16 protein-coding genes, 1 tRNA gene and 1 pseudogene are annotated in these 20,368 nt (G+C 63.0%); 15 read left to right on the forward strand and 3 right to left on the reverse strand.

What is annotated here, in order from left to right; all coding sequences use genetic code 11:
* On the forward strand, nucleotides 1-2,742 hold a 2,742-nt coding region (gene carB, locus R3280_RS10885; protein WP_318998634.1), incomplete at its 5' end, for a carbamoyl-phosphate synthase large subunit.
* 4 nt (nucleotides 2,743-2,746) lie between these two features.
* Nucleotides 2,747-3,226 (forward strand): transcription elongation factor GreA, encoded by a 480-nt coding sequence (greA, locus tag R3280_RS10890; protein ID WP_318998635.1) that lies wholly within the window; start codon nucleotides 2,747-2,749, stop codon nucleotides 3,224-3,226.
* A 58-nt stretch (nucleotides 3,227-3,284) separates the two neighbouring features.
* Here greA and yhbY read toward each other — a convergent pair whose 3' ends face one another.
* Nucleotides 3,285-3,596, reverse strand: a complete 312-nt coding sequence (gene yhbY, locus R3280_RS10895) for a ribosome assembly RNA-binding protein YhbY (protein ID WP_318998636.1) — start codon at nucleotides 3,594-3,596, stop codon at nucleotides 3,285-3,287.
* Nucleotides 3,597-4,005: 409 nt separating this feature from the next.
* On the opposite strand from yhbY, the gene ftsH reads away from it, so the two are divergent.
* The 13 genes from ftsH to pnp all read left to right on the forward strand — a co-directional run bounded on the left by ftsH (nucleotide 4,006) and on the right by pnp (nucleotide 18,895).
* The gene (gene ftsH / locus R3280_RS10900; RefSeq protein WP_318998637.1) at nucleotides 4,006-5,955 is read left to right on the forward strand and encodes an ATP-dependent zinc metalloprotease FtsH; all 1,950 of its coding nucleotides are present in this window, start codon (nucleotides 4,006-4,008) and stop codon (nucleotides 5,953-5,955) included.
* An 84-nt stretch (nucleotides 5,956-6,039) separates the two neighbouring features.
* Entirely contained in the window at nucleotides 6,040-6,873 is an 834-nt protein-coding gene (gene folP / locus R3280_RS10905) for a dihydropteroate synthase (protein ID WP_318998638.1), read from the forward strand.
* Nucleotides 6,870-8,213 carry a phosphoglucosamine mutase gene (glmM, locus tag R3280_RS10910; RefSeq protein WP_318998639.1) on the forward strand — a complete coding sequence of 448 codons (1,344 nt, stop codon included), beginning with the start codon at nucleotides 6,870-6,872 and terminating at the stop codon, nucleotides 8,211-8,213. The genes folP and glmM overlap by 4 nt, the downstream gene beginning before the upstream one ends.
* 62 nt (nucleotides 8,214-8,275) lie before the next feature.
* Nucleotides 8,276-9,025 (forward strand): triose-phosphate isomerase, encoded by a 750-nt coding sequence (gene tpiA / locus R3280_RS10915; RefSeq protein ID WP_318998640.1) that lies wholly within the window; start codon nucleotides 8,276-8,278, stop codon nucleotides 9,023-9,025.
* A gap of 80 nt (nucleotides 9,026-9,105) precedes the next feature.
* A complete protein-coding gene (gene secG / locus R3280_RS10920) occupies nucleotides 9,106-9,474 on the forward strand; it encodes a preprotein translocase subunit SecG (RefSeq protein WP_318998641.1) in 369 nt (122 codons plus the stop codon).
* 7 nt (nucleotides 9,475-9,481) lie between these two features.
* A tRNA-Leu gene (locus R3280_RS10925) sits at nucleotides 9,482-9,566 on the forward strand.
* A 365-nt stretch (nucleotides 9,567-9,931) separates the two neighbouring features.
* Nucleotides 9,932-10,393, forward strand: a complete 462-nt coding sequence (gene rimP / locus R3280_RS10930; RefSeq protein WP_318998642.1) for a ribosome maturation factor RimP — start codon at nucleotides 9,932-9,934, stop codon at nucleotides 10,391-10,393.
* A 42-nt stretch (nucleotides 10,394-10,435) separates the two neighbouring features.
* A complete protein-coding gene (gene nusA, locus R3280_RS10935) occupies nucleotides 10,436-11,929 on the forward strand; it encodes a transcription termination factor NusA (protein WP_318998643.1) in 1,494 nt (497 codons plus the stop codon).
* A 17-nt stretch (nucleotides 11,930-11,946) separates the two neighbouring features.
* Nucleotides 11,947-14,571: a translation initiation factor IF-2 gene (infB, locus tag R3280_RS10940; protein WP_318998644.1), complete on the forward strand. Its 2,625-nt coding sequence runs from the start codon at nucleotides 11,947-11,949 to the stop codon at nucleotides 14,569-14,571.
* Nucleotides 14,572-14,656: 85 nt separating this feature from the next.
* A complete protein-coding gene (gene rbfA, locus R3280_RS10945) occupies nucleotides 14,657-15,067 on the forward strand; it encodes a 30S ribosome-binding factor RbfA (RefSeq protein WP_318998645.1) in 411 nt (136 codons plus the stop codon).
* On the forward strand, nucleotides 15,064-15,987 hold the full coding sequence (truB, locus tag R3280_RS10950) for a tRNA pseudouridine(55) synthase TruB (protein ID WP_318998646.1): 924 nt from the start codon (nucleotides 15,064-15,066) through the stop codon (nucleotides 15,985-15,987). The genes rbfA and truB overlap by 4 nt, the downstream gene beginning before the upstream one ends.
* Nucleotides 15,988-16,076: 89 nt before the next feature.
* Entirely contained in the window at nucleotides 16,077-16,346 is a 270-nt protein-coding gene (rpsO, locus tag R3280_RS10955; protein ID WP_318998647.1) for a 30S ribosomal protein S15, read from the forward strand.
* Nucleotides 16,347-16,777: 431 nt separating this feature from the next.
* A complete protein-coding gene (gene pnp / locus R3280_RS10960; protein ID WP_318998648.1) occupies nucleotides 16,778-18,895 on the forward strand; it encodes a polyribonucleotide nucleotidyltransferase in 2,118 nt (705 codons plus the stop codon).
* Nucleotides 18,896-19,128: 233 nt separating this feature from the next.
* Here the strand turns inward: pnp and R3280_RS10965 are convergent, their stop codons facing one another.
* Together R3280_RS10965 and R3280_RS10970 are read right to left on the reverse strand one after the other, a co-directional pair.
* Entirely contained in the window at nucleotides 19,129-19,998 is an 870-nt protein-coding gene (locus R3280_RS10965) for an alpha/beta hydrolase (protein WP_318998649.1), read from the reverse strand.
* A pseudogene (locus tag R3280_RS10970) lies at nucleotides 19,968-20,368 on the reverse strand (DUF4105 domain-containing protein); the annotation flags it as partial. The pseudogene R3280_RS10970 and the gene R3280_RS10965, both read right to left, overlap by 31 nt.

Here is a 20,368-nt window from a genome sequence, read left to right on the forward strand (position 1 = left end):
ATGGAGGACATCGGTTTCCCCTGCATCATCCGGCCCTCGTTCACCATGGGTGGCTCCGGCGGCGGTATCGCCTACAACCGGGATGAGTTCGAGGAAATCTGTCAGCGCGGCCTTGACCTGTCGCCCACCAATGAGCTGCTGATCGACGAATCCCTGATCGGCTGGAAAGAATATGAGATGGAGGTGGTGCGCGACCACAAGGACAACTGCATCATTGTCTGTGCCATCGAGAACTTCGACGCCATGGGTGTGCACACCGGTGACTCCATCACCGTGGCGCCGGCCCAGACCCTGACCGACAAGGAATACCAGATCATGCGCAACGCCTCGCTGGCGGTACTGCGCGAGATCGGTGTCGAGACCGGTGGCTCCAACGTGCAGTTCGGTATCAATCCGGACACCGGCCGCATGGTGGTGATCGAGATGAACCCCCGGGTGTCCCGTTCCTCGGCGCTGGCGTCCAAGGCCACCGGCTTTCCCATTGCCAAGGTGGCTGCCAAGCTGGCGGTGGGCTACACCCTGGACGAGCTGCAGAACGACATCACCGGCGGCGCCACCCCGGCCTCGTTCGAGCCATCCATTGACTACGTGGTCACCAAGATCCCGCGCTTTACCTTCGAGAAGTTCCCCCAGGCCGATGCCCGCCTCACCACCCAGATGAAGTCCGTCGGTGAGGTCATGGCCATTGGCCGTACCTTCCAGGAATCGGTGCAGAAGGCCCTGCGGGGGCTGGAAGTGGGCTCCGACGGTTTCGAGGAAAAGATCGACCTGGACACCGAGGACGGTCGCGAAACCCTTATCCGGGAGCTCAACGTGCCCGGCGCCGAGCGGATCTGGTACATCGGCGATGCTTTCCGCAGGGGCATGACGGTGGACGAGGTTTTCCGCCACACCAAGGTGGATCCGTGGTTCCTGGTGCAGATCGAGGACCTGATCCGGGAAGAGGCCGCCCTCAAGACCGCCGGCAAGGCCGACATCGATCGCGACACCCTGTTCCGGCTCAAGCGCAAGGGCTTCTCGGATGCCCGCCTGGCCAAGCTGCTGGGGATTTCCGAAGTCAGCCTGCGCAAGCTGCGCCATGACCTGGGCATCCGCCCGGTCTACAAGCGGGTGGATACCTGCGCCGCCGAGTTTGCCTCCAGTACCGCCTACATGTACTCCACCTACGAGGAGGAGTGCGAGGCGGCGCCGTCCGATCGCGAGAAGATCGTGGTGATCGGGGGCGGTCCTAACCGTATCGGTCAGGGCATCGAGTTCGACTACTGCTGCGTCCACGCCGCCTTCGCCATGCGCGAGGACGGCTACGAGACCATCATGATCAACTGCAACCCCGAGACGGTCTCAACCGACTACGACACCTCCGACCGGCTCTATTTCGAGCCCATTACCCTGGAGGACGTGCTTGAGATCATCAATGTCGAGAAGCCCAAGGGTGTGATCGTCCAGTACGGTGGCCAGACACCGCTGAAGCTGGCTCGTGGCCTCGAGGCCGCCGGCGTGCCCATCATCGGCACGAGTCCGGACGCCATCGACCGGGCCGAGGACCGCGAGCGCTTCCAGCAGATGATCACCCGGCTCAACCTGCGCCAGCCCGAGAACGCCACCGTGCGCAGCCACGAGGAAGGCATCGTGGCGGCCCGCGAAATCGGCTATCCGCTGGTGGTGCGGCCGTCCTACGTGCTGGGTGGCCGGGCCATGGAGATCGTCTACGACGAGACCGAGCTGGTGCGGTACATGCGCAACGCGGTGCTGGTCTCCAACGACAGCCCGGTGCTGCTGGACCACTTCCTCAATGCCGCCATCGAAGTGGACATCGATGCCATCTGCGACGGCAAGGACGTGGTGATCGGCGGCATCATGCAGCACATCGAACAGGCCGGTGTGCACTCCGGTGACTCGGCCTGTTCGCTGCCGCCTTACTCATTGCCCGCCCACGTCCAGGACGAAATGCGGGAAGTGGTCCGCAAGATGGCCCTTGAACTGGACGTGGTGGGCCTGATGAATGTCCAGCTGGCCTGGCAGGATGATACCGTTTACGTGATCGAGGTGAATCCGCGGGCCTCCCGCACCGTGCCCTTCGTGTCCAAGGCCATCGGTGTGTCCCTGGCGAAGGTGGCGGCGCGCTGTATGGCCGGTACTTCACTGGCGGAGCAGGGCTTCACCCAGGAGATCGTGCCCAAGCACTACTCGGTGAAGGAGTCGGTGTTCCCGTTCGCCAAGTTCCCGGCGGTGGACCCGATCCTGGGTCCGGAAATGAAGTCCACCGGCGAGGTCATGGGCATCGGTGACAGCTTTGACGAGGCCTTTGCCAAGGCTGCGCTGGCGGCCGGTGAGCGCCTGCCGGACAAGGGCACGGCTTTTGTCTCGGTGCGGGAAGTGGACAAGCCGGGCGCTGTCCGGGTGGCCCGGGACCTGGTGGCGGCCGGCTTCAAGCTGGTGGCCACAACCGGCACCGCCGCGGTATTGCGGGAGGCCGGTATCGAGGTGGAGCGGGTCAACAAGGTGCGGGAAGGCCGTCCCCACATCGTTGACGCCATCAAGAATGGCCAGGTCCAGCTGGTGATCAACACCACCGAGGGCCGCAAGGCGATTTCCGACTCGGCCCAGATCCGCCAGTCGGCGTTACGCCACAAGGTCACCTACACAACCACCCTGGCAGGGGGCGAGGCCTTCTGTCGGGCGATTAAATTCGGTCCTGAGCGGACGGTTCGCCGTCTCCAGGAATTGCACGCAGGGAAATGACGCCATGACTACCCGAGTACCCATGACGGTGGGCGGCGAAGCCCGCCTGCGCGACGAGCTCAAGCAGCTCAAATCCGTTGAGCGCCCCAGGGTCATCGAGGCCATTGCCGAGGCCCGCGAACACGGCGATCTCAAGGAGAACGCCGAGTATCACGCCGCCCGTGAGCAGCAGAGTTTTATCGAGGGCCGGATCCAGGAGATCGAGTCCAAGCTGTCCTCCGCCCAGGTGATCGATGTCACCACCATTGAGAACACCGGCAAGGTGATTTTCGGGGTGACAGTGCACCTGCTCAATATGGACACCGATGAGCAGGTGACCTACCAGATCGTCGGCGAGGACGAGGCCGACATCAAACAGGGCAAGCTGTCGGTATCGTCACCGATCGCCCGCGCGCTGGTGGGCAAGAGTGAGGGTGATGTGGTGGCCATCCGGGTGCCGTCCGGCACCGTGGAGTACGAAATCGAGGAAGTGGAGCACCTGTAGGCCGTTTGCCGGCCCGGCCGCGCCCACAGGGCCAGGCCGGGCCGAAAAGGCGCTGGCGCTACTGCTTGAAGCGCTGGAGGTTGGAGAGTTTGGGGTTGGGCTTTGCGGCCCGCCGCATGATCACTGCGATCTTGCCGATGGTCTGTACCCGCTGTGCCCCGGCGGCCTCGCAGAGCTCCGAAATCACTTCTTCACGCTGTTCCCGGTCCGCGCTGGCCACCTTGATTTTGATCAGCTCGTGGTCGTTCAGGGCCCGGTCCAGCTCCTGCTGCAGTCCTTCGGTCAGACCTTTCTCGCCAATGATGATCACGGGTTTCAGGTGATGGGCAATGCCGCGGTACTCGCGTCGCTGTTCGGGCGAGAGGCTCATAATACAATCTCTTAATGATGACAATTGGATGGTGGCAGCGGCGATGAGATCGGCGGCCACCTATAATGGCGTGATTGTAACAGTTTCCGGTTCCGGTTTAATCGCCGATACCACTTATCTCGGGGCCGTCTCCAGTGGCGGGGAACGTTTCCGCGGGGCCCGGGTCAAATCTCCCCAAGCAGCTCGGTCGGGCGCCGCGGAGTGGGTCGCCCAATCGGCGCGGCGTAGTTGTAATTTCAGATCTGGCGCCCACTATGAAGATAGAACGGCGGTGGTCCTCCCGAGGGCGGGCCGACCAGCTTGGGAGTCTAACGGATGGGCTGTTTCTGGTGGACCGACGTACAATTAGTGTAAGGTGTCTCGAGAGGTCCGTCTGACAAGCGACCTTCCAATTCACAGGTGATGATCCTTGAACGATATGGCAAAAAATCTGGTTCTCTGGCTGATAATAGCCGCCGTCCTGCTGATGGTGTTTCAGAATTTCTCTCCGACCACCACCGGCCAGCAAGTCAATTATTCCCAGTTTGTTGAGATGGTTCAGCAGGGGCAGGTGCGTCAGGTCACGATTGACGGACTTGATATCCAGGGTGTCCGCGAGGATAACTCCCGCTTCCAGACCATCCGGCCGCAAGTGCCGGACAACAAGCTGATGGATGATCTCCTGGCCAACAATGTCGAGATTATCGGCAAGGAGCCAGAGCGCCAGAGCATCTGGACCCAGTTGCTGGTGGCGGCTTTCCCGATCCTGATCATCATTGCACTCTTCGTTTTCTTCATGCGCCAGATGCAGGGCGGTGGCGGCGGCAAAGGGCCCATGTCCTTTGGCAAGAGCAAGGCCCGCCTGATGAGTGAAGACCAGATCAAGACCACCTTCGCGGATGTGGCCGGCGTTGACGAAGCCAAGGAAGACGTCAAGGAGATCGTGGATTTCCTGCGGGATCCCAGCAAGTTCCAGCGTCTTGGCGGCCGTATTCCCAAGGGCGTGCTGATGGTGGGCCCGCCGGGTACCGGTAAGACCCTTCTGGCGAAGGCCATCGCGGGCGAGGCCAAGGTGCCGTTCTTCTCGATTTCCGGTTCCGACTTCGTGGAAATGTTCGTCGGTGTAGGCGCCTCCCGGGTCCGCGACATGTTCGAGCAGGCCAAGAAGCAGAGCCCCTGCATTATCTTCATTGACGAGATCGACGCCGTCGGCCGCCATCGTGGCGCCGGTATGGGTGGCGGTCATGACGAGCGTGAGCAGACCCTCAACCAGCTGCTGGTGGAAATGGACGGTTTTGAAGGCAACGAAGGCGTCATCGTCATCGCCGCCACCAACCGTCCGGACGTGCTGGACCCGGCGCTGCTGCGTCCCGGCCGCTTCGACCGCCAGGTGGTGGTCAGCCTGCCCGACATCATTGGCCGTGAGCAGATTCTCAAGGTCCATATGAAGAAGGTGCCTCTGGCTGATGGTATCGAGCCTGGCGTTATCGCCCGTGGTACCCCCGGCTTCTCCGGCGCTGACCTGGCCAACCTGATCAACGAGGCGGCCCTGTTCGCTGCCCGCCGGAATCAGCGCCTGGTGTCCATGGAAGAGCTGGAGCTGGCGAAAGACAAGATCATGATGGGCGCCGAGCGCAAGTCCATGGTGATGAGCGAGAAAGAGAAGCTCAATACCGCCTACCATGAGTCCGGTCATGCCATCATCGGCCGCCTGATGCCCGAGCACGATCCGGTCTACAAGGTCAGCATCATTCCGCGGGGCCGCGCCCTGGGCGTGACCATGTTCCTGCCGGAAGAGGACAAGTACAGCCACAGCAAGCGCTTCCTGATCAGCTCCATATGCAGCCTCTTCGGTGGCCGTATCGCAGAGGAGCTGACCCTGGGCTTCGACGGTGTCACCACCGGTGCCTCCAACGACATTGAGCGCGCCACCAGCCTGGCCCGTAACATGGTTACCCGCTGGGGTCTGTCCGAGAAGCTGGGCCCGCTGCAGTACGATACCGACAGCGAAGAGCCTTTCCTGGGCCGCTCTGCCGGCCAGGCCCAGACCGTCTACTCGCCGGAGACCGCCCAGCGGATCGACGAGGAAGTGCGGGCGATCATCGACAGCTGCTACGAGAAAGCCAAGCAGTTGCTGATCGACAACCGGGACAAGCTGGACCTGATGGCCGAAACCCTGATGAAGTACGAGACCATCGACCGGTGGCAAATCGACGACATCATGGAAGGCAAGACCCCGCGTCCGCCCAAGGGCTGGAGCGACCGCGGGCCCGGTGGCGGAGCCTCGGTAGGCGAGCCCGAGCGCGAGCCTGCGCCGCGGAGCGAGTCTGACGACGGTCGCCAGGCCGGCGGTATCGGACGCCCTGCCGGAGAACACTGACCGGTCCATCACTGGCCGAGTCTGAATCGCGCCGCCCGCCCGGGCGGCGTTTTTTTTATTAGCAGGAATCTATCGGAACAGCGCATGATCATTGATTTTGCCGGACGCCCCCTGGATATGGCCCGCTGCCGCGTGATGGGCGTGCTTAACGTGACACCGGACTCCTTCTCCGACGGTGGCCGCTTCAATCACCTGGACGCCGCTCTGGCCCAGGCCCATCGCATGGTGGCGGAGGGCGCAGCCTTCATCGACGTGGGTGGCGAATCCACCCGTCCAGGTGCCGCGCCGGTGTCCCTGCAGGAGGAGCTGGATCGGGTCTGCCCGGTGGTGGAGGCTCTGGCCCGGGAAACCGATGCGATCATCTCCGTCGATACCAGTAGCGCGCAAGTGATCCGGGAAGCCGCTGCCCTGGGGGCCGGGCTGGTCAACGATGTCCGCGCCCTGCAGCGGGAAGGGGCGCTTGCGGCGGCGGTGGCCACTGGCTTGCCGGTGTGCCTGATGCACATGCAGGGACAGCCGGCCACCATGCAGGAACGGCCGGAGTACGACAGCGTGTTGCGGGAAGTGACCGGGTTCCTGATGGACCGGGTGCGGGTGGCAGAGGAAGCCGGCATCCCTGCCACCAAGGTGCTGCTGGACCCGGGCTTCGGCTTTGGCAAGAGCCTCGCCCACAACCTGGAGCTGCTGCGTTCGCTGGACCAGATGCGGGCCCTGGGCTACCCGCTGATGGTCGGTATGTCCCGCAAAAGCATGTTGGGCCAGATTACTGGCCGCGAGGTTTCGGAAAGGTTGCCTGCCGGTCTGGCAGCCGCGACAATAGCCGCCATAAAGGGCGCCGCAGTCATTCGCGTCCACGACGTCAGGGAGACCGTCGACGCCATCAGGGTGGTGACGGCAATGGAGGAGTCAGGTTCATGACCCAGCGCAGGTATTTTGGCACCGATGGTATCCGGGGCCGGGTGGGTGAGTCACCGATTACACCGGATTTCATGCTTCACCTTGGCTGGGCCGCGGGCCAGGCATTCAAGCGCGATGGCCAGCGCAACAGCGTGCTGATCGGCAAGGATACCCGGCTGTCCGGCTACATGTTCGAATCCGCCCTGGAGGCGGGTCTTTCCGCCGCGGGTGTCGACGTCAAGCTGCTGGGCCCCATGCCGACGCCTGCCATTGCCTACCTGACCCGGACCTTCCGGGCTTCCGCCGGCATCGTCATCAGCGCCTCCCACAACCCCCACCACGACAACGGCATCAAGTTTTTCTCTGCTGCCGGCACCAAGCTCAACGACGGCCTGGAGGCGGAGATCGAGCGGTGGATGGACCGGCCCATCGAGGTCTGTCAGTCCTCCGAGCTGGGCAAGGCCTTCCGGGTGGACGACGCCCCGGGCCGTTATGTGGAATTCTGCAAGAGCACCGTGCCCAACGAATTCACCCTGGAAGGCCTGAAGATCGTGCTGGACTGCGCCCATGGCGCCACCTACCACGTGGCCCCCAAGGTGTTCCGGGAGCTGGGTGCCAAGGTGTCGGTCATCGGGGCCGATCCGGACGGGCTGAACATCAACCTCAACGTCGGTTCCACCCACCTCGACAGTCTCTGCAAGGCCGTGGTGGACAAGGGTGCGGACCTCGGTATTGCCTTCGACGGCGACGGCGACCGGGTGCTGATGGTGGATCGGGACGGCTCCGAGATCGACGGCGACGAGTTGCTGTTCGTCATTGCCTCCCAGCGCCAGGCGGCAGGCACCTTGAAAGGCGGGGTGGTGGGCACCCTGATGACCAACCTGGGTGTTGAGTTGGCGCTGCAGGACCAGGGCATCGAATTCGAACGGGCCAAGGTGGGCGACCGCTATGTCATGGAGCGCCTGCTGGAGCGGGGCTGGGTGCTGGGCGGCGAGGGCTCCGGCCATCTGGTGATCCGTGACTGCACGTCCACCGGCGACGGCATCGTGTCGGCCCTGCAGGTGCTGCTGGCTGTCTGGCGCTCCGGCCGTACCCTCAGCGAGCTGCGCCAGGGCATGACCAAGCTGCCCCAGACCATGATCAACGTCCGCGTCGGTCAGCGCTTCGACCCCTTTCAGCGTCCGGCGCTTGTGGACGCGGTGGCAAGGGCCGAGCAGCGCCTGGGAGACACCGGCCGGGTCTTGCTACGGGCCTCCGGCACCGAGCCGCTGATCCGCGTCATGACCGAAGGCCAAGACGAAACCCTGATTCGCCGGATCGCCGAAGAGCTGGCGGAGGACGTCCGTCAGTCGCAGCCCTGAACCGGTTGTCTGCGCCCAGCGAGTCCTGTATAGTTTCGCCTCCCTCGAACCAGGGGTCTGATATGCGACGTAAACTGGTAGCCGGAAACTGGAAGATGAATGGCTCCACGCAGCTGGTCAAAGAGCTGGTGGGCGCCCTCAGAGCAGAGGTTTCCGCGCTTGATAACGGCGTCGAGGTTGTTATCATCCCTCCCGCGCTGTATCTGCGGGATGCCCAGCGGGAAGCCGGCGATTCCGGCCTCGGGTTCGGAGTCCAGAACATCTCCCGCTGGCAGCAGGGCGCCTATACCGGTGAGTTGTCCGCTGCCATGGTGGCGGATCTGGACGCAGGCTACGCCCTGGTTGGCCATTCCGAACGCCGTGAGCTGTTCGGCGAGGCCGATGAGGAAGTGGCCGCCAAGGTGAGCCAGGCCCTGGCCCAGGGTATCCGTCCGATAGTCTGTGTCGGCGAGAGCCTGGCGCAGCGCGAGGCCGGAGAGGCCGAGGCGGTGGTCTGCAGCCAGGTGGAGCTTGCGCTGGCGTCGGTTTCCGGCGATGACTGGCAGAAATTGGTGATTGCCTACGAGCCGGTCTGGGCCATAGGCACCGGCAGGACCGCAACCGCCCGGGACGCCCAGGATATGCACGTGGCGATCCGGGGCAGGCTGGCAAGAATGTCAGCGCAGGCGGATTCGATTTCCCTGCTTTACGGCGGTAGCGTAAAGCCGGATAATGCCGCCGAGCTGTTCGCCCAGCCCGATATCGACGGTGGTCTGATTGGTGGCGCCTCCTTGCAGGCGGAAGATTTTATACGCATCTGCCGGGCTCTTTGAGCACAGCGGCAGGGCGGCAGTCGGCCCCGCGGGCGGGCCTGCTGCAGGTCAGGTACATAGCAGGCATATAGAGAGTCATTATGGATTGGGTCGAAACACTGATTGTGGTAGCGCACGTGCTGATCGCCATCGCGCTGGTGGGTCTGATTTTGATCCAGCAGGGCAAGGGCGCGGACGCGGGTGCGGCGTTCGGTGGCGGTGCCTCGCAAACCGTATTCGGCAGCCAGGGCAGCGGCAGTTTTCTGAGCCGCACCACCACCTTCCTGGCGATCCTGTTTTTCGTAACAAGTTTTTCACTGGCGGTGTTTGCCAAGCAGCGTGCAGAAGTGGCGGGCGAAGCGGGTATTCCGGCCGTTCAGGAATCACCGGCGACCGAGCAGCAGCCCGCCGATGACGCAGCCAGTGATGGCGAGAACGGGGAAGGTCCAGCCATCCCCGAGCTCGAGTAAGGAATATGCCCGGGTGGTGAAACTGGTAGACACGCTATCTTGAGGGGGTAGTGGCGAAAGCCGTGCCGGTTCGAGTCCGGCCCCGGGCACCATATTCAGACGGCTTGGAAGACCCAAGCCGTTTTTTTTGGTCAGTCCTTGACCAGCTTCGCCGGCGTCCTTATACTCCGGCGATTATTGACGCGGGTTCCGGAGCCTTTTTGTGGGTTTCGCCGCGTCAAGACAGGCCAGGTGTCTGTCGCAGGATCGGCCCAGTGGCCGCCTGTTAGTTCTTGCTACAAGAGGCCCCAGTGCAGGCCACCCTTGTCGGCGTTACCGCCACAGAGGTGGGCTGGAGTTCCGGGGCTTTTTGATTACGGGGCCTGGCGCAGCGGGCCCTGGTGCATGAAAAGGGCTGATAAACAGCCCTTTTTTTGTTTGTGCGGCCAACTCATTCAGTGATGGAGACAAGAGTCACTTGTCAGCAAAGTTGCAACAGCTCGAAACGATTCTCCGGCCGGTAGTGGAAGGCCTGGGTTACGAATTCTGGGGACTTGAGTTCCGCGCCCAGGGCCACCATTCCCTGCTACGGGTGTTCATCGACGATGCCGAGAAGGGCATCTCGGTGGAGGATTGTGAGAAAGTCAGCCGGCAAGTCAGCGGTGTGCTGGATGTCGAGGATCCGATCCAGACCGAGTACACCCTCGAGGTGTCCTCGCCCGGTATGGACCGTCCGCTGTTCCAGCTGCACCAGTACGAGGCGTTTGCCGGCCACCGGGTCCAGATCCGGCTGCGCATGGCCTTTGAAGGGCGCCGCAAATTTCAGGGTCTGCTAAAGGGCGTCGAGGGAGAGGATGTCGTTGTCGTCGTGGACGATCACGAGTACCTGCTGCCGTTCGACAGCATTGAGCGGGCCAACATCGTCCCCGTATTCGAGTAATTCGTTTGACCGCGAGTCACCTATTAAGGGCAGGGCAATCCCATGAGTAAAGAGATTTTGCTGGTAGTCGAGGCCGTCTCTAATGAGAAGGGCGTCGAGAAAGACGTGATTTTCGAGGCCATCGAACTGGCCCTGGCCACTGCTGCCAAGAAGCGCTACGAAGACGAGGAGGCTGACATCCGGGTCTCCATCGACCGCCGCACCGGTGAGTACGAGACTTTCCGGCGCTGGCTGGTGGTGGACAACGACGCCGTGCCGGCCCTGGGTAGCGAGCTGACGCTGCAGGAAGCGGAGGAGATCGATCCCAGCCTCAAGCCCGGCGATGTCCACGAAGAGAAAGTGGAGTCGGTGTCCTTTGGCCGCATTGGCGCCCAGGCCGCCAAGCAGATTATCTTCCAGAAGGTTCGCGAGGCTGAGCGCGCCAAGATCGTCGACAGCTACCGCGACCGTGTCGGCGAGCTGGTTTCCGGCACCGTCAAGAAAGTGACCCGCGACAACGTGATCGTGGACCTGGGCGCCAACGCCGAGGCCCTGATGCCCCGCGACCAGTTGATCCCGCGGGAGACTTTCCGCATGGGCGACCGTATCCGTTCGCTGTTGCTGGAAATCCGCACCGATCACCGCGGCCCCCAGCTGATCCTGAGCCGTACCAATCCGGCCATGCTGGTGGAGCTGTTCCGGATCGAGGTGCCCGAGATCGCCGAGGAGCTGATCGAAATTCGCGGTGCCGCCCGTGATCCTGGCTCCCGCGCCAAGATTGCGGTCAAGACCAACGACCGCCGCATCGACCCGGTGGGTGCCTGCGTCGGCATGCGGGGCTCCCGTGTGCAGGCCGTCTCCAACGAGCTGGGTGGCGAGCGTGTCGATATCGTGCTTTACGACGACAACCCCGCCCAGCTGGTGATCAACGCCATGGCGCCGGCGGAAGTGGCCTCCATCGTGATGGACGAAGACCGCCACACCATGGAAGTTGCGGTGGCCGAGGACAACCTCGCCCAGGCAATCGGCCGCAACGGCCAGAACGTGCGCCTGGCCAGTGAGCTGACCGGCTGGACACTGAACGTGATGACCGAGGAAGAGGCCGGCGAGCGCCAGGAGCAGGAGCACAACCGCCTGCTGGAGCACTTCACCACCAGCCTGGATGTGGACGAAGAGTTCGCCAGTGTTCTGATCGAGGAGGGCTTCACCTCCATCGAGGAAGTGGCCTACGTGCCCATGGAAGAGATGCTGGCCATCGACGGTTTTGACGAGGACACCGTCACCGAGCTGCGTCGTCGCGCCAAGGACGTGCTGCTGAACCAGGCCCTGGCCAGCGAAGAGGCCCTGGAGGGCAGCGAGCCCGCCGAGGACCTGCTGACAATGGAAGGCATGGACCGGTCTCTGGCCTACAAACTGGCAGGTATGGGTGTGCGCACCATGGAAGACCTGGCTGAGCAGTCGGTGGACGATCTGCTCGAAATCGACGGTATGGATGATGAGCGTGCGGGACAGTTGATTATGACTGCACGCGCCCCCTGGTTTCAGGACCAGGCTTAATCGGGAGGAGGACCAGTATGGCGGAAGTAACGGTAAAACAACTGGCCGATGATGTAGGCGCTCCCGTGGATCGTTTGCTGCGTCAGATGGTGGAAGCAGGCCTCAAGGCCCGCTCAGAGAACGATGCTGTGAGCAGTGATGAGAAGCAGCAGTTGCTGGCCTATCTGCGCAAGAATCACGGCGAGACAGACGCCGAGCCGCGCAAGATTACCCTCAAGCGCAAGACCACGACCACGCTCAAAGCCGGCAGTGGCGCCGGTCGTGCCAAGACGGTCAATGTCGAGGTTCGCAAGAAGCGCACTTATATCAAGCGCGCCGAAACCCAGCTCGAGCCCGAGCAGGAGCCTGCCAAGCCCGCCGCGGCGGAAAGCCAGCCCCAGCCCACCCAGGCGCCGGAAGAGCCGGCACCGGTGAAGCTGGACGAGCCCATGCAGGTGGCGCCCGAGGGCGAGAAGGGTGTCGAGGCGGTATCCGGCGATTCGTCGGCGCCCACACCGGCTGGCGAGGCGCCCAAGACCGAGGCGGTCAAGGCCGAGGAGCCCAAGACCGAGGCGGTCAAGGCCGAGGAGCCCGAATCCAGTGACGTGATCGACCCGGCGGATATGCCGATTCCGCCGCCGGATCCCGAGAACGCCAAGGACAAGGACCGCAAGCCCAAGAAAAAGAAAGAGAAGGCCAAAGTCCACGAGCGGGTGGAAGAGCCCGGCGAAGGCAAGCCGAAGAAGAAGTCCGCGGGTCACCGGGGTCCACGTACACGCGTGGAAGAGCCGGTGGTTATTTCCGAGGACGAGGAAGACACCACGCTTCGCCGCCCACTGCGGGCACGCAAGAAGCCAAAAGAGAAGCGGCACGCCTTTGAGCGGCCCACCAAGCCAATGGTGAGAGAAGTCGAGATTCCAGAAACAATTACCGTGGGCGATCTTGCCCAGCGTATGGCGGTCAAGTCCGCCGACGTGATCAAGACCCTCATGGGCATGGGCGTGATGGCCACCATCAACCAGCCGCTGGATCAGGAAACCGCCGTTCTGGTGACCGAGGAACTGGGCCACACGCCCAAGACCGTGAGCGCGGACGCCTTCGAAGAGGAAGTGCTGAGCGAGTTCGCCGTCGAGAGTGGCGAGAAGGTCAAGCGTGCCCCGGTGGTCAGTGTCATGGGTCACGTCGACCACGGCAAGACCTCGCTGCTGGACTATATCCGCCGCACCAAGGTGGCCTCCGGTGAATCCGGTGGTATTACCCAGCACATCGGTGCCTACCACGTGGAAACCGAGCACGGCATGGTGTCCTTCCTGGATACCCCGGGCCACGCTGCGTTTACCGCCATGCGTGCCCGCGGTGCCCAGTGTACTGACATCGTCATCCTGGTGGTGGCGGCCGATGACGGCGTCATGCCGCAGACCAAGGAGGCCGTCCAGCACGCCCGCGCAGCCGGTGTGCCGCTGGTGGTGGCCATCAACAAGATGGACAAGGAAGAGGCCGATCCGGACCGGATCAAGACCGAGCTGGCCGGATTGGAAGTGATTCCGGAAGACTGGGGTGGTGATACCCAGTTCGTGCCGGTTTCGGCCCATACCGGTGAGGGCATCGACAACCTGTTGGAAGCGGTTTTGCTGCAGTCCGAGATCCTCGAGTTGCAGGCGGCGCCCGATGGACCTGCCAAGGGCGTGGTCATCGAATCCAGCCTGGAGCGCGGCCGCGGTTCCGTTGCCACTGTTCTGGTCCAGAGCGGTACCCTGCGTCAGGGTGACATGGTGGTGGCCGGGGCCTACTTCGGTAAGGTCCGCGCCATGATGGACGAAGCCGGCAAGCAGACCCGCGAAGCCGGTCCGTCGATTCCGGTGGAGATCCTGGGCCTGAACGGCACCCCGGACGCCGGCGACGAGTTCTTCGCTGTCGCGGACGAGCGCAAGGCCAAGGAGCTCGCCGAGTTCCGCCACGCCCGTGAGCGTGAGCAGCGTCTGCAGCGCCAGCAGGCCGCCAAGCTGGAGAACCTGTTCGAGAACATGGGCAAGGACGAGGTCAAGACCCTCAACGTGGTGCTCAAGACCGACGTCCGCGGTTCCCTGGAAGCCATTACCAAGGCCCTGCAGGACCTGGGCAACGAGGAAGTGCAGGTCAAGATCGTCTCCTCCGGTGTGGGCGGTATCGCCGAGACCGACGTCAGCCTGGCGGTGGCCACCAACTCGGTCATCTTCGGCTTCAACGTCCGCGCCGAACCGGCTGCCAAGCGCCTGGTCGAGCAGGAAGGTGTGGATCTGCGCTACTACAGCATCATCTACAACATGATCGATGACGTCCGCGCTGCCCTGACCGGCATGCTGGCACCGGAGTACCGCGAGGACATCATCGGCATCGCCGAAGTGCGGGACACCTTCCGGTCGCCCAAGTTCGGCCAGGTGGCAGGCTGTATCGTGACAGAGGGCACCGTGCACCGGAACAAGCCGATCCGGGTACTGCGGGACAACGTGGTCATCTTCGAAGGCGAGCTGGAGTCCCTGCGTCGCTTCAAGGATGACGTCTCCGAAGTCCGCAGCGGCATGGAGTGTGGTATCGGCGTCAAGGGTTATGACGTCAAGGTCGGTGACCAGATAGAGGTGTTTGATCGGATCCGGGTAGAGCGCAAGCTCGAATCCGCCGGCTGAGGCCGGATTGACTGACCTGTAAACCGGGGGGCACGTCCGTAGGGGCGCGCCCCTTTCCCTATTTAAGGTGCAAGCAGGCGAAGCTATGCCGAAAGAATTCAGCCGTATTGATCGCATCGGCGATCAGATACAGCGTGAGCTGGCCCAGATGATCCAGCGTGATATCAAGGACCCGCGGCTGGGGATGGTCACCATCAATGCCGTCAAGGTCAGCCGGGACATGGGCTACGCCGACATCTACGTGTCGCTGCTCACCACCGAGGACCTGACCGAGGACTCCCCCCAGGTGCAGGATTCCCTGGCTGTACTGCGCAAGGCCTCCGGCTTTCTGCGCGGCCAGCTCGGCCGCGCCATGAAGCTGCGGATGGTGCCGCACCTGCGGTTCCATTTCGACAGCCTGCCGGGCAAGAGCCGCCGCATCGACTCACTGATCGATGAAGCCGTTGGCCGCAAGCCTGCGGTGGACCGGTCCGACGATACGGAGTCGGAGGGTTGAGCCGTCGCCGCAAGGGTCGTGACGTCAACGGCATCCTGGTGATCGACAAGCCCCAGGGGCTGACGTCCAACGGCATACTGCAGCACGTCAAACGGCTGTACGGTGCCGCCAAGGCCGGCCACACCGGGGCCCTGGATCCCTTGGCCACCGGCGTACTGCCGCTGTGCTTTGGCGAGGCCACCAAGTTCTCCCAGCTCATGCTGGACAGTGACAAGGCCTACATCGCCACCGCCCGTCTGGGCATCACCACCGAGACCGGCGACAGCGAAGGCAAGGTGGTCAGGGAGCAGCCGGTGCCGGCGGACCTGAGCGAGGCCACGGTGGAGACGGTGCTGGCCGGATTCCGGGGCGACATCCAGCAGGTGCCCTCGATGTACTCCGCGCTCAAGCACAAGGGCAAGCCGCTGTACGAGTACGCCCGCGAGGGCATCGAGGTGGAGCGTCCGGCGCGGCCGGTCACCATCTATGACCTGACCCTGCTGGCGGTACGGGAGCAGGAGTTCGACATTGCCGTCACCTGCACCAAAGGCACCTATATCCGGTCCCTGGTGGAGGACATCGGCAATGCGCTGGGCTGTGGCGCCCATGTAACCGCCCTGCGGCGGACCCTGGCGGCGGGTTTCTGCCTGGATGACGCCCACGAGGTGGCTGAACTTGAGGCGCGGCGCGAGCGGGGCGAGTCCCTGGACTCGCTGCTGGTGGCGCCAGACGCCGCCCTGACCATGTTTCCGCAGCTTTCGCTGTCGGCGGACAGGTTGCGGTCGATATTGAACGGACAACCCGTTAGAATATGCGACCAGGATTTGACCGGTCCGGTCCGGCTTTACGATCACGATCGTTTTGTCGGCCTGGGAGAAGGTCAACCGGACGGTGAGGAGGTGCTGATCATCCCTCGCCGGCTGGTGAAGACAGCTGGCTGACGCCCCGGCGTCGTCACTGGTTAGCCGGGCTGCAGAGATGCGCGGTCCGGCCGAATTCATACGCATCGCAACCAATGAGGTGAAGTAAGATGGCACTTTCTGCCGAAGAGAAGTCACAGATCGTCAAGGATTTCCAGCAAGGCGATGGCGACACCGGTTCCCCTGAAGTCCAGGTGGCCCTGCTGAGCGCCAACATCGACAAGCTGCAGGATCACTTCAAGGCCAACAAGCAGGATCACCATTCCCGCCGCGGTCTGATCCGGATGGTTAACCAGCGCCGCAAGCTGCTGGACTACCTGAAGAAGAAGAACGCTGATCGTTATCTTGAGCTGATCAAGCGCTTGGGTCTGCGTCGCTGAACCTTTGGGTTCGCACGAGGGTCCAGACGACCTGTTGCAGGGTGTCGCTCCGGCGGCGCCCTCACCATACGGCGGGGCCTGTCTCCGCTTTATGTGCTTCTCGCCCGAAAGTTCCACCTGTGTCTGCGGGAGGGGCTGTCTGAATCGCCGAGCGTGACCTGGTCATCAGGCTCGTCTTTGGCACATCTCCGAACTAGCGCTGCCAACCGGTCGATCCGGTAATGTTCATTGGCCATCTGCCGTAACCGAAAGCCAGAACATAGCAGGTTGTTGAAAGGCCCGGACCTGAGTCGGGGTTTTGCAACAGCCTGTTAGCTTTCAGGCAGGTTCATCCACTGTTGTCGTCGCATTGAGCGGGAAGCAGCGTACCGGGACAGCGCGTCATGGGGCGTGTTGTCAGTCTGAACTGAAGAGATAATCAAGGAGTTACCGTGAATCCGGTAAAAAAGACATTTGAACTGGGCGGCAAGACCGTCACTCTCGAAACCGGCCGTATTGCCCGCCAGGCCACCGGCGCCGTGCTGGTGACCATCGATGACATTTCCGTACTGGGTACCGTGGTCGGTGCCAAGGACGCCAAGCCGGGCCAGCCGTTCTTCCCGCTGACCGTCAACTACTTCGAAAAGACCTACGCCGTGGGCAAGATCCCGGGTGGTTTCTTCAAGCGTGAGGGCCGTCCCTCCGAGAAGGAAACCCTGACTTCCCGTCTGATTGACCGTCCGATCCGGCCGCTGTTCCCCAGCGGCTTCATGAACGAGGTCCAGCTCATCCTGACGGTCATGTCCTCCAGCAAGACCCAGGATCCGGACATTGCCGCGATGCTGGCGGCCTCCGCCGCGCTGTCGATCTCCGGTATTCCGTTCGACGGCCCCATCGGTGCCTCCCGTGTGGCCTTCACCAATGAGCGTGGCTACTTCCTGAACCCCACCTTCGAAGAGCTGGAAAACTCCCTGCTGGACATGGTGGTGGCCGGTACCGAAGACGCCGTGCTGATGGTGGAATCCGAAGCCAAGGGCCTCACCGAGGACCAGATGCTGGGTGGCGTACTCTACGCCCACCAGGAAATGCAGACTGCGGTCCAGGCTATCAAGGAATTTGCCGCCGAAACCGGCAAGCCCCGCTGGGAGTGGCAGCCGCCGGCCGAGAACACCGAGCTGCTGAACGCCATCACCAGTGACTTTGCTGCCGACATCGAAGCGGCCTACGCCATCCGTGACAAGATGGAGCGTTACTCCCGTCTGAGCGTCATCAAGACGGCAGCGGTCGAGAAGCTGGCCGGTGAAGAGGAAGGTCAGCCCTCCTCGGAGGAGGTCAAGAAGTACTTCGGCAAGGTGGAGAAGTCCATCGTCCGTAACCAGGTTCTGGAAGGCAAGCCGCGGATCGACGGTCGTGACAACAAGACCGTGCGTCCGATCCAGATCGAGGTGGGCATTCTGCCCAGCACCCATGGTTCGGCCCTGTTCACCCGTGGTGAAACCCAGGCCATCGTGACCACCACGCTGGGTACCGCCCGGGACATGCAGATCATCGACTCGCTGGAAGGCGAGCGCAAGGATCCGTTCCTGTTCCACTACAACTTCCCTCCCTACTCAGTGGGCGAGGCCGGTCGTGTCGGCACACCGGGCCGTCGTGAGATCGGTCACGGCCGTCTGGCCAAGCGCGGCGTAGCTGCGGTTATGCCCACCATCGAGGAGTTCCCGTACACCATCCGTGCGGTGTCCGAGATCACTGAGTCCAACGGTTCCAGCTCCATGGCCTCGGTCTGTGGTTCCAGCCTGGCGCTGATGGATGCCGGTGTGCCCATCAAGGCACCGGTGGCGGGTATTGCCATGGGTCTGGTAAAGGAAGGCGACAAGTTCGCAGTCCTGACCGACATCCTGGGTGACGAGGATCACCTGGGCGACATGGACTTCCAGGTGGCCGGTACCGCCGAGGGCATCACGGCCCTGCAGATGGATATCAAGATCAACGGCATCACCGACGAGATCATGGAGATCGCCCTGGACCAGGCCAACGCGGCCCGTCTGCACATCCTGGGTGAGATGGCCAAGGTTCTCGCGGCACCCCGTGCCGAGCTGTCCGAGCGGGCGCCGAGCATCACCACCATCAAGATCAACCCGGAGAAGATCCGTGACGTGATCGGTAAGGGTGGTTCGGTAATTCGCGGTATCTGCGACGAGACCGGTGCTTCCATCGATCTGGACGACGACGGCAACGTGAAGATCTACGCCGACACTCAGGCCGCTGCCCAGGCGGCGATGAAGCGGGTGATGGAAATCACCGCGGAAATCGAGGTGGGTGCCATCTACAAGGGTAAGGTGGAGCGCATCGTGGACTTCGGTGCCTTCGTCAACATCCTGCCGGGTAAAGACGGCCTGGTGCACATCTCCCAGATTTCCGATCGTCGCATCGAGAACGTTTCCGACGAGCTCAGCGAAGGTCAGGAAGTACTGGTGAAGGTGCTGGACGTGGATGCCCGTGGTCGGGTGAAGCTGTCCATGAAGGAAGTGAAGGAAGGCGAGCAGCCGACCGATCTGGCCGCCCTGTAAATCGGGTCAGCCTGTAAAAGAACCCGCCTCCGGTAACGGATGGCGGGTTTTTTATTGTCTACGCTGAGGGCTGGCCAGGGTTTAGACAGGACTGGATCATGGGTGGCTGCGGCAGGCCGGCAGCACCATCCAGGACACGCTGCAAGTACATCCCTGTAAGCTCGGCTGTGGCCATCCCTGGCCACAGACGGTCCTGGCTGGTGCTACCGGCCTGCCGCTGATCGGCTTGGGTGCTAGTCGCTTTGTGATTTTCCGGCCGACTCCCTCATAAATTCCAGCACCGCCTTCTGATACGCCGGAATCACGAAGGTGCTGGCGTGGGGCGTGTCGGTTTCCAGGAATCGCTTGGGCTCTTCGGCCGCCTGGAACAGCTCCCGGCCGTGGTGGAAGGGGATGATGCCGTCCCGGGTGCTGTGGATGACCATCACCGGGGTGGGGCTGATGCCGGCGATCAGGTTGGAGCCTTCGTAGTCGTCGGGGATGGTCCAGCTCAGCGGGATCTGAAGGGGCCAGGTGAGCCAGAAGTTGCTGAGCTTCTCCCGGGCTATTTCGCGGAAGCCGGAGAAGGCGGCGTCGAGGATGACGCCGTCCAGCTCGGGCTCCAGGTCGCGCTGCTGCCATTCGTGGGCCAGGGGGATGGCCAGGGCGCCCCCCAGGCTCTGGCCCAGGATGAACAGGGGCTGACCCTGGGCATGCTTTTTCTGCAGGAGCCAGCGCAGGCCGGCCTCGGCGTCGGTGAGGGCGCCTTCCAGGTCGGGTTCGCCGGTGGATTTGCCGTACCCCCGGTAATCGATCAGGAAGACGCTGTAGCCGGCCGGTGGCAGCCAGGCGACGTTGAGGATATGGCTGCTGATGTTCTGGGCGTTGCCGTGGAGGAAGTAGACCTGGCCCTTGGGCTCGCCTTCAGCAGGCAGCCACCAGGCGTGCAGGGTTTCGTCGTCGGGGGTGTCCAGGTAGACATCCTCGTAGGCCAGGTTGAGGCGGTCCGGGGTGATGTAGGTGAGTTCGTTGGGGTAGAAGAACAGGTTGCTGCAGCCGGCCTGGGTCAGCAGGGCGGCCAGCAGCATCGGTGTCAGAAGTAGGCGTGCAGTCCCAGTTGCCATTGGTTGTCGATCCTGTCGTAGTGATCGGTGCGTTCGAATTCGGCCGCCAGGCTGAAGCTGCGGCCGAAGTGCCAGCTGCCGTTGAAATACAGCGAGTCTTCCCGGTGCTGGTCGCTGACGATCCAGGCCTTGCTGCGCACGCCGCCCAGCAGGCTGAAGCGGTCCGACTGGTGCAGCAGGCCCAGGTCCAGGCCGGGCGCGGCGTCGTAGCCCCGGCGCAGGGACTCGTCCACTTCCAGGTCGGCAGTGGTAATGGCCAGGGCCTGGGTCTGGTCACCCAGACGCCAGCTGCCGCCGGCGCCGCCGTCCAGATAGGGTACCAGCACCCGCTTGCCGGTTTCGATCTCGCTGCGCCGGGCGCCGAAGCCCA

It is taken from the genome of Marinobacter sp. (genome assembly GCF_033722195.1).
Lineage (GTDB): Bacteria > Pseudomonadota > Gammaproteobacteria > Pseudomonadales > Oleiphilaceae > Marinobacter.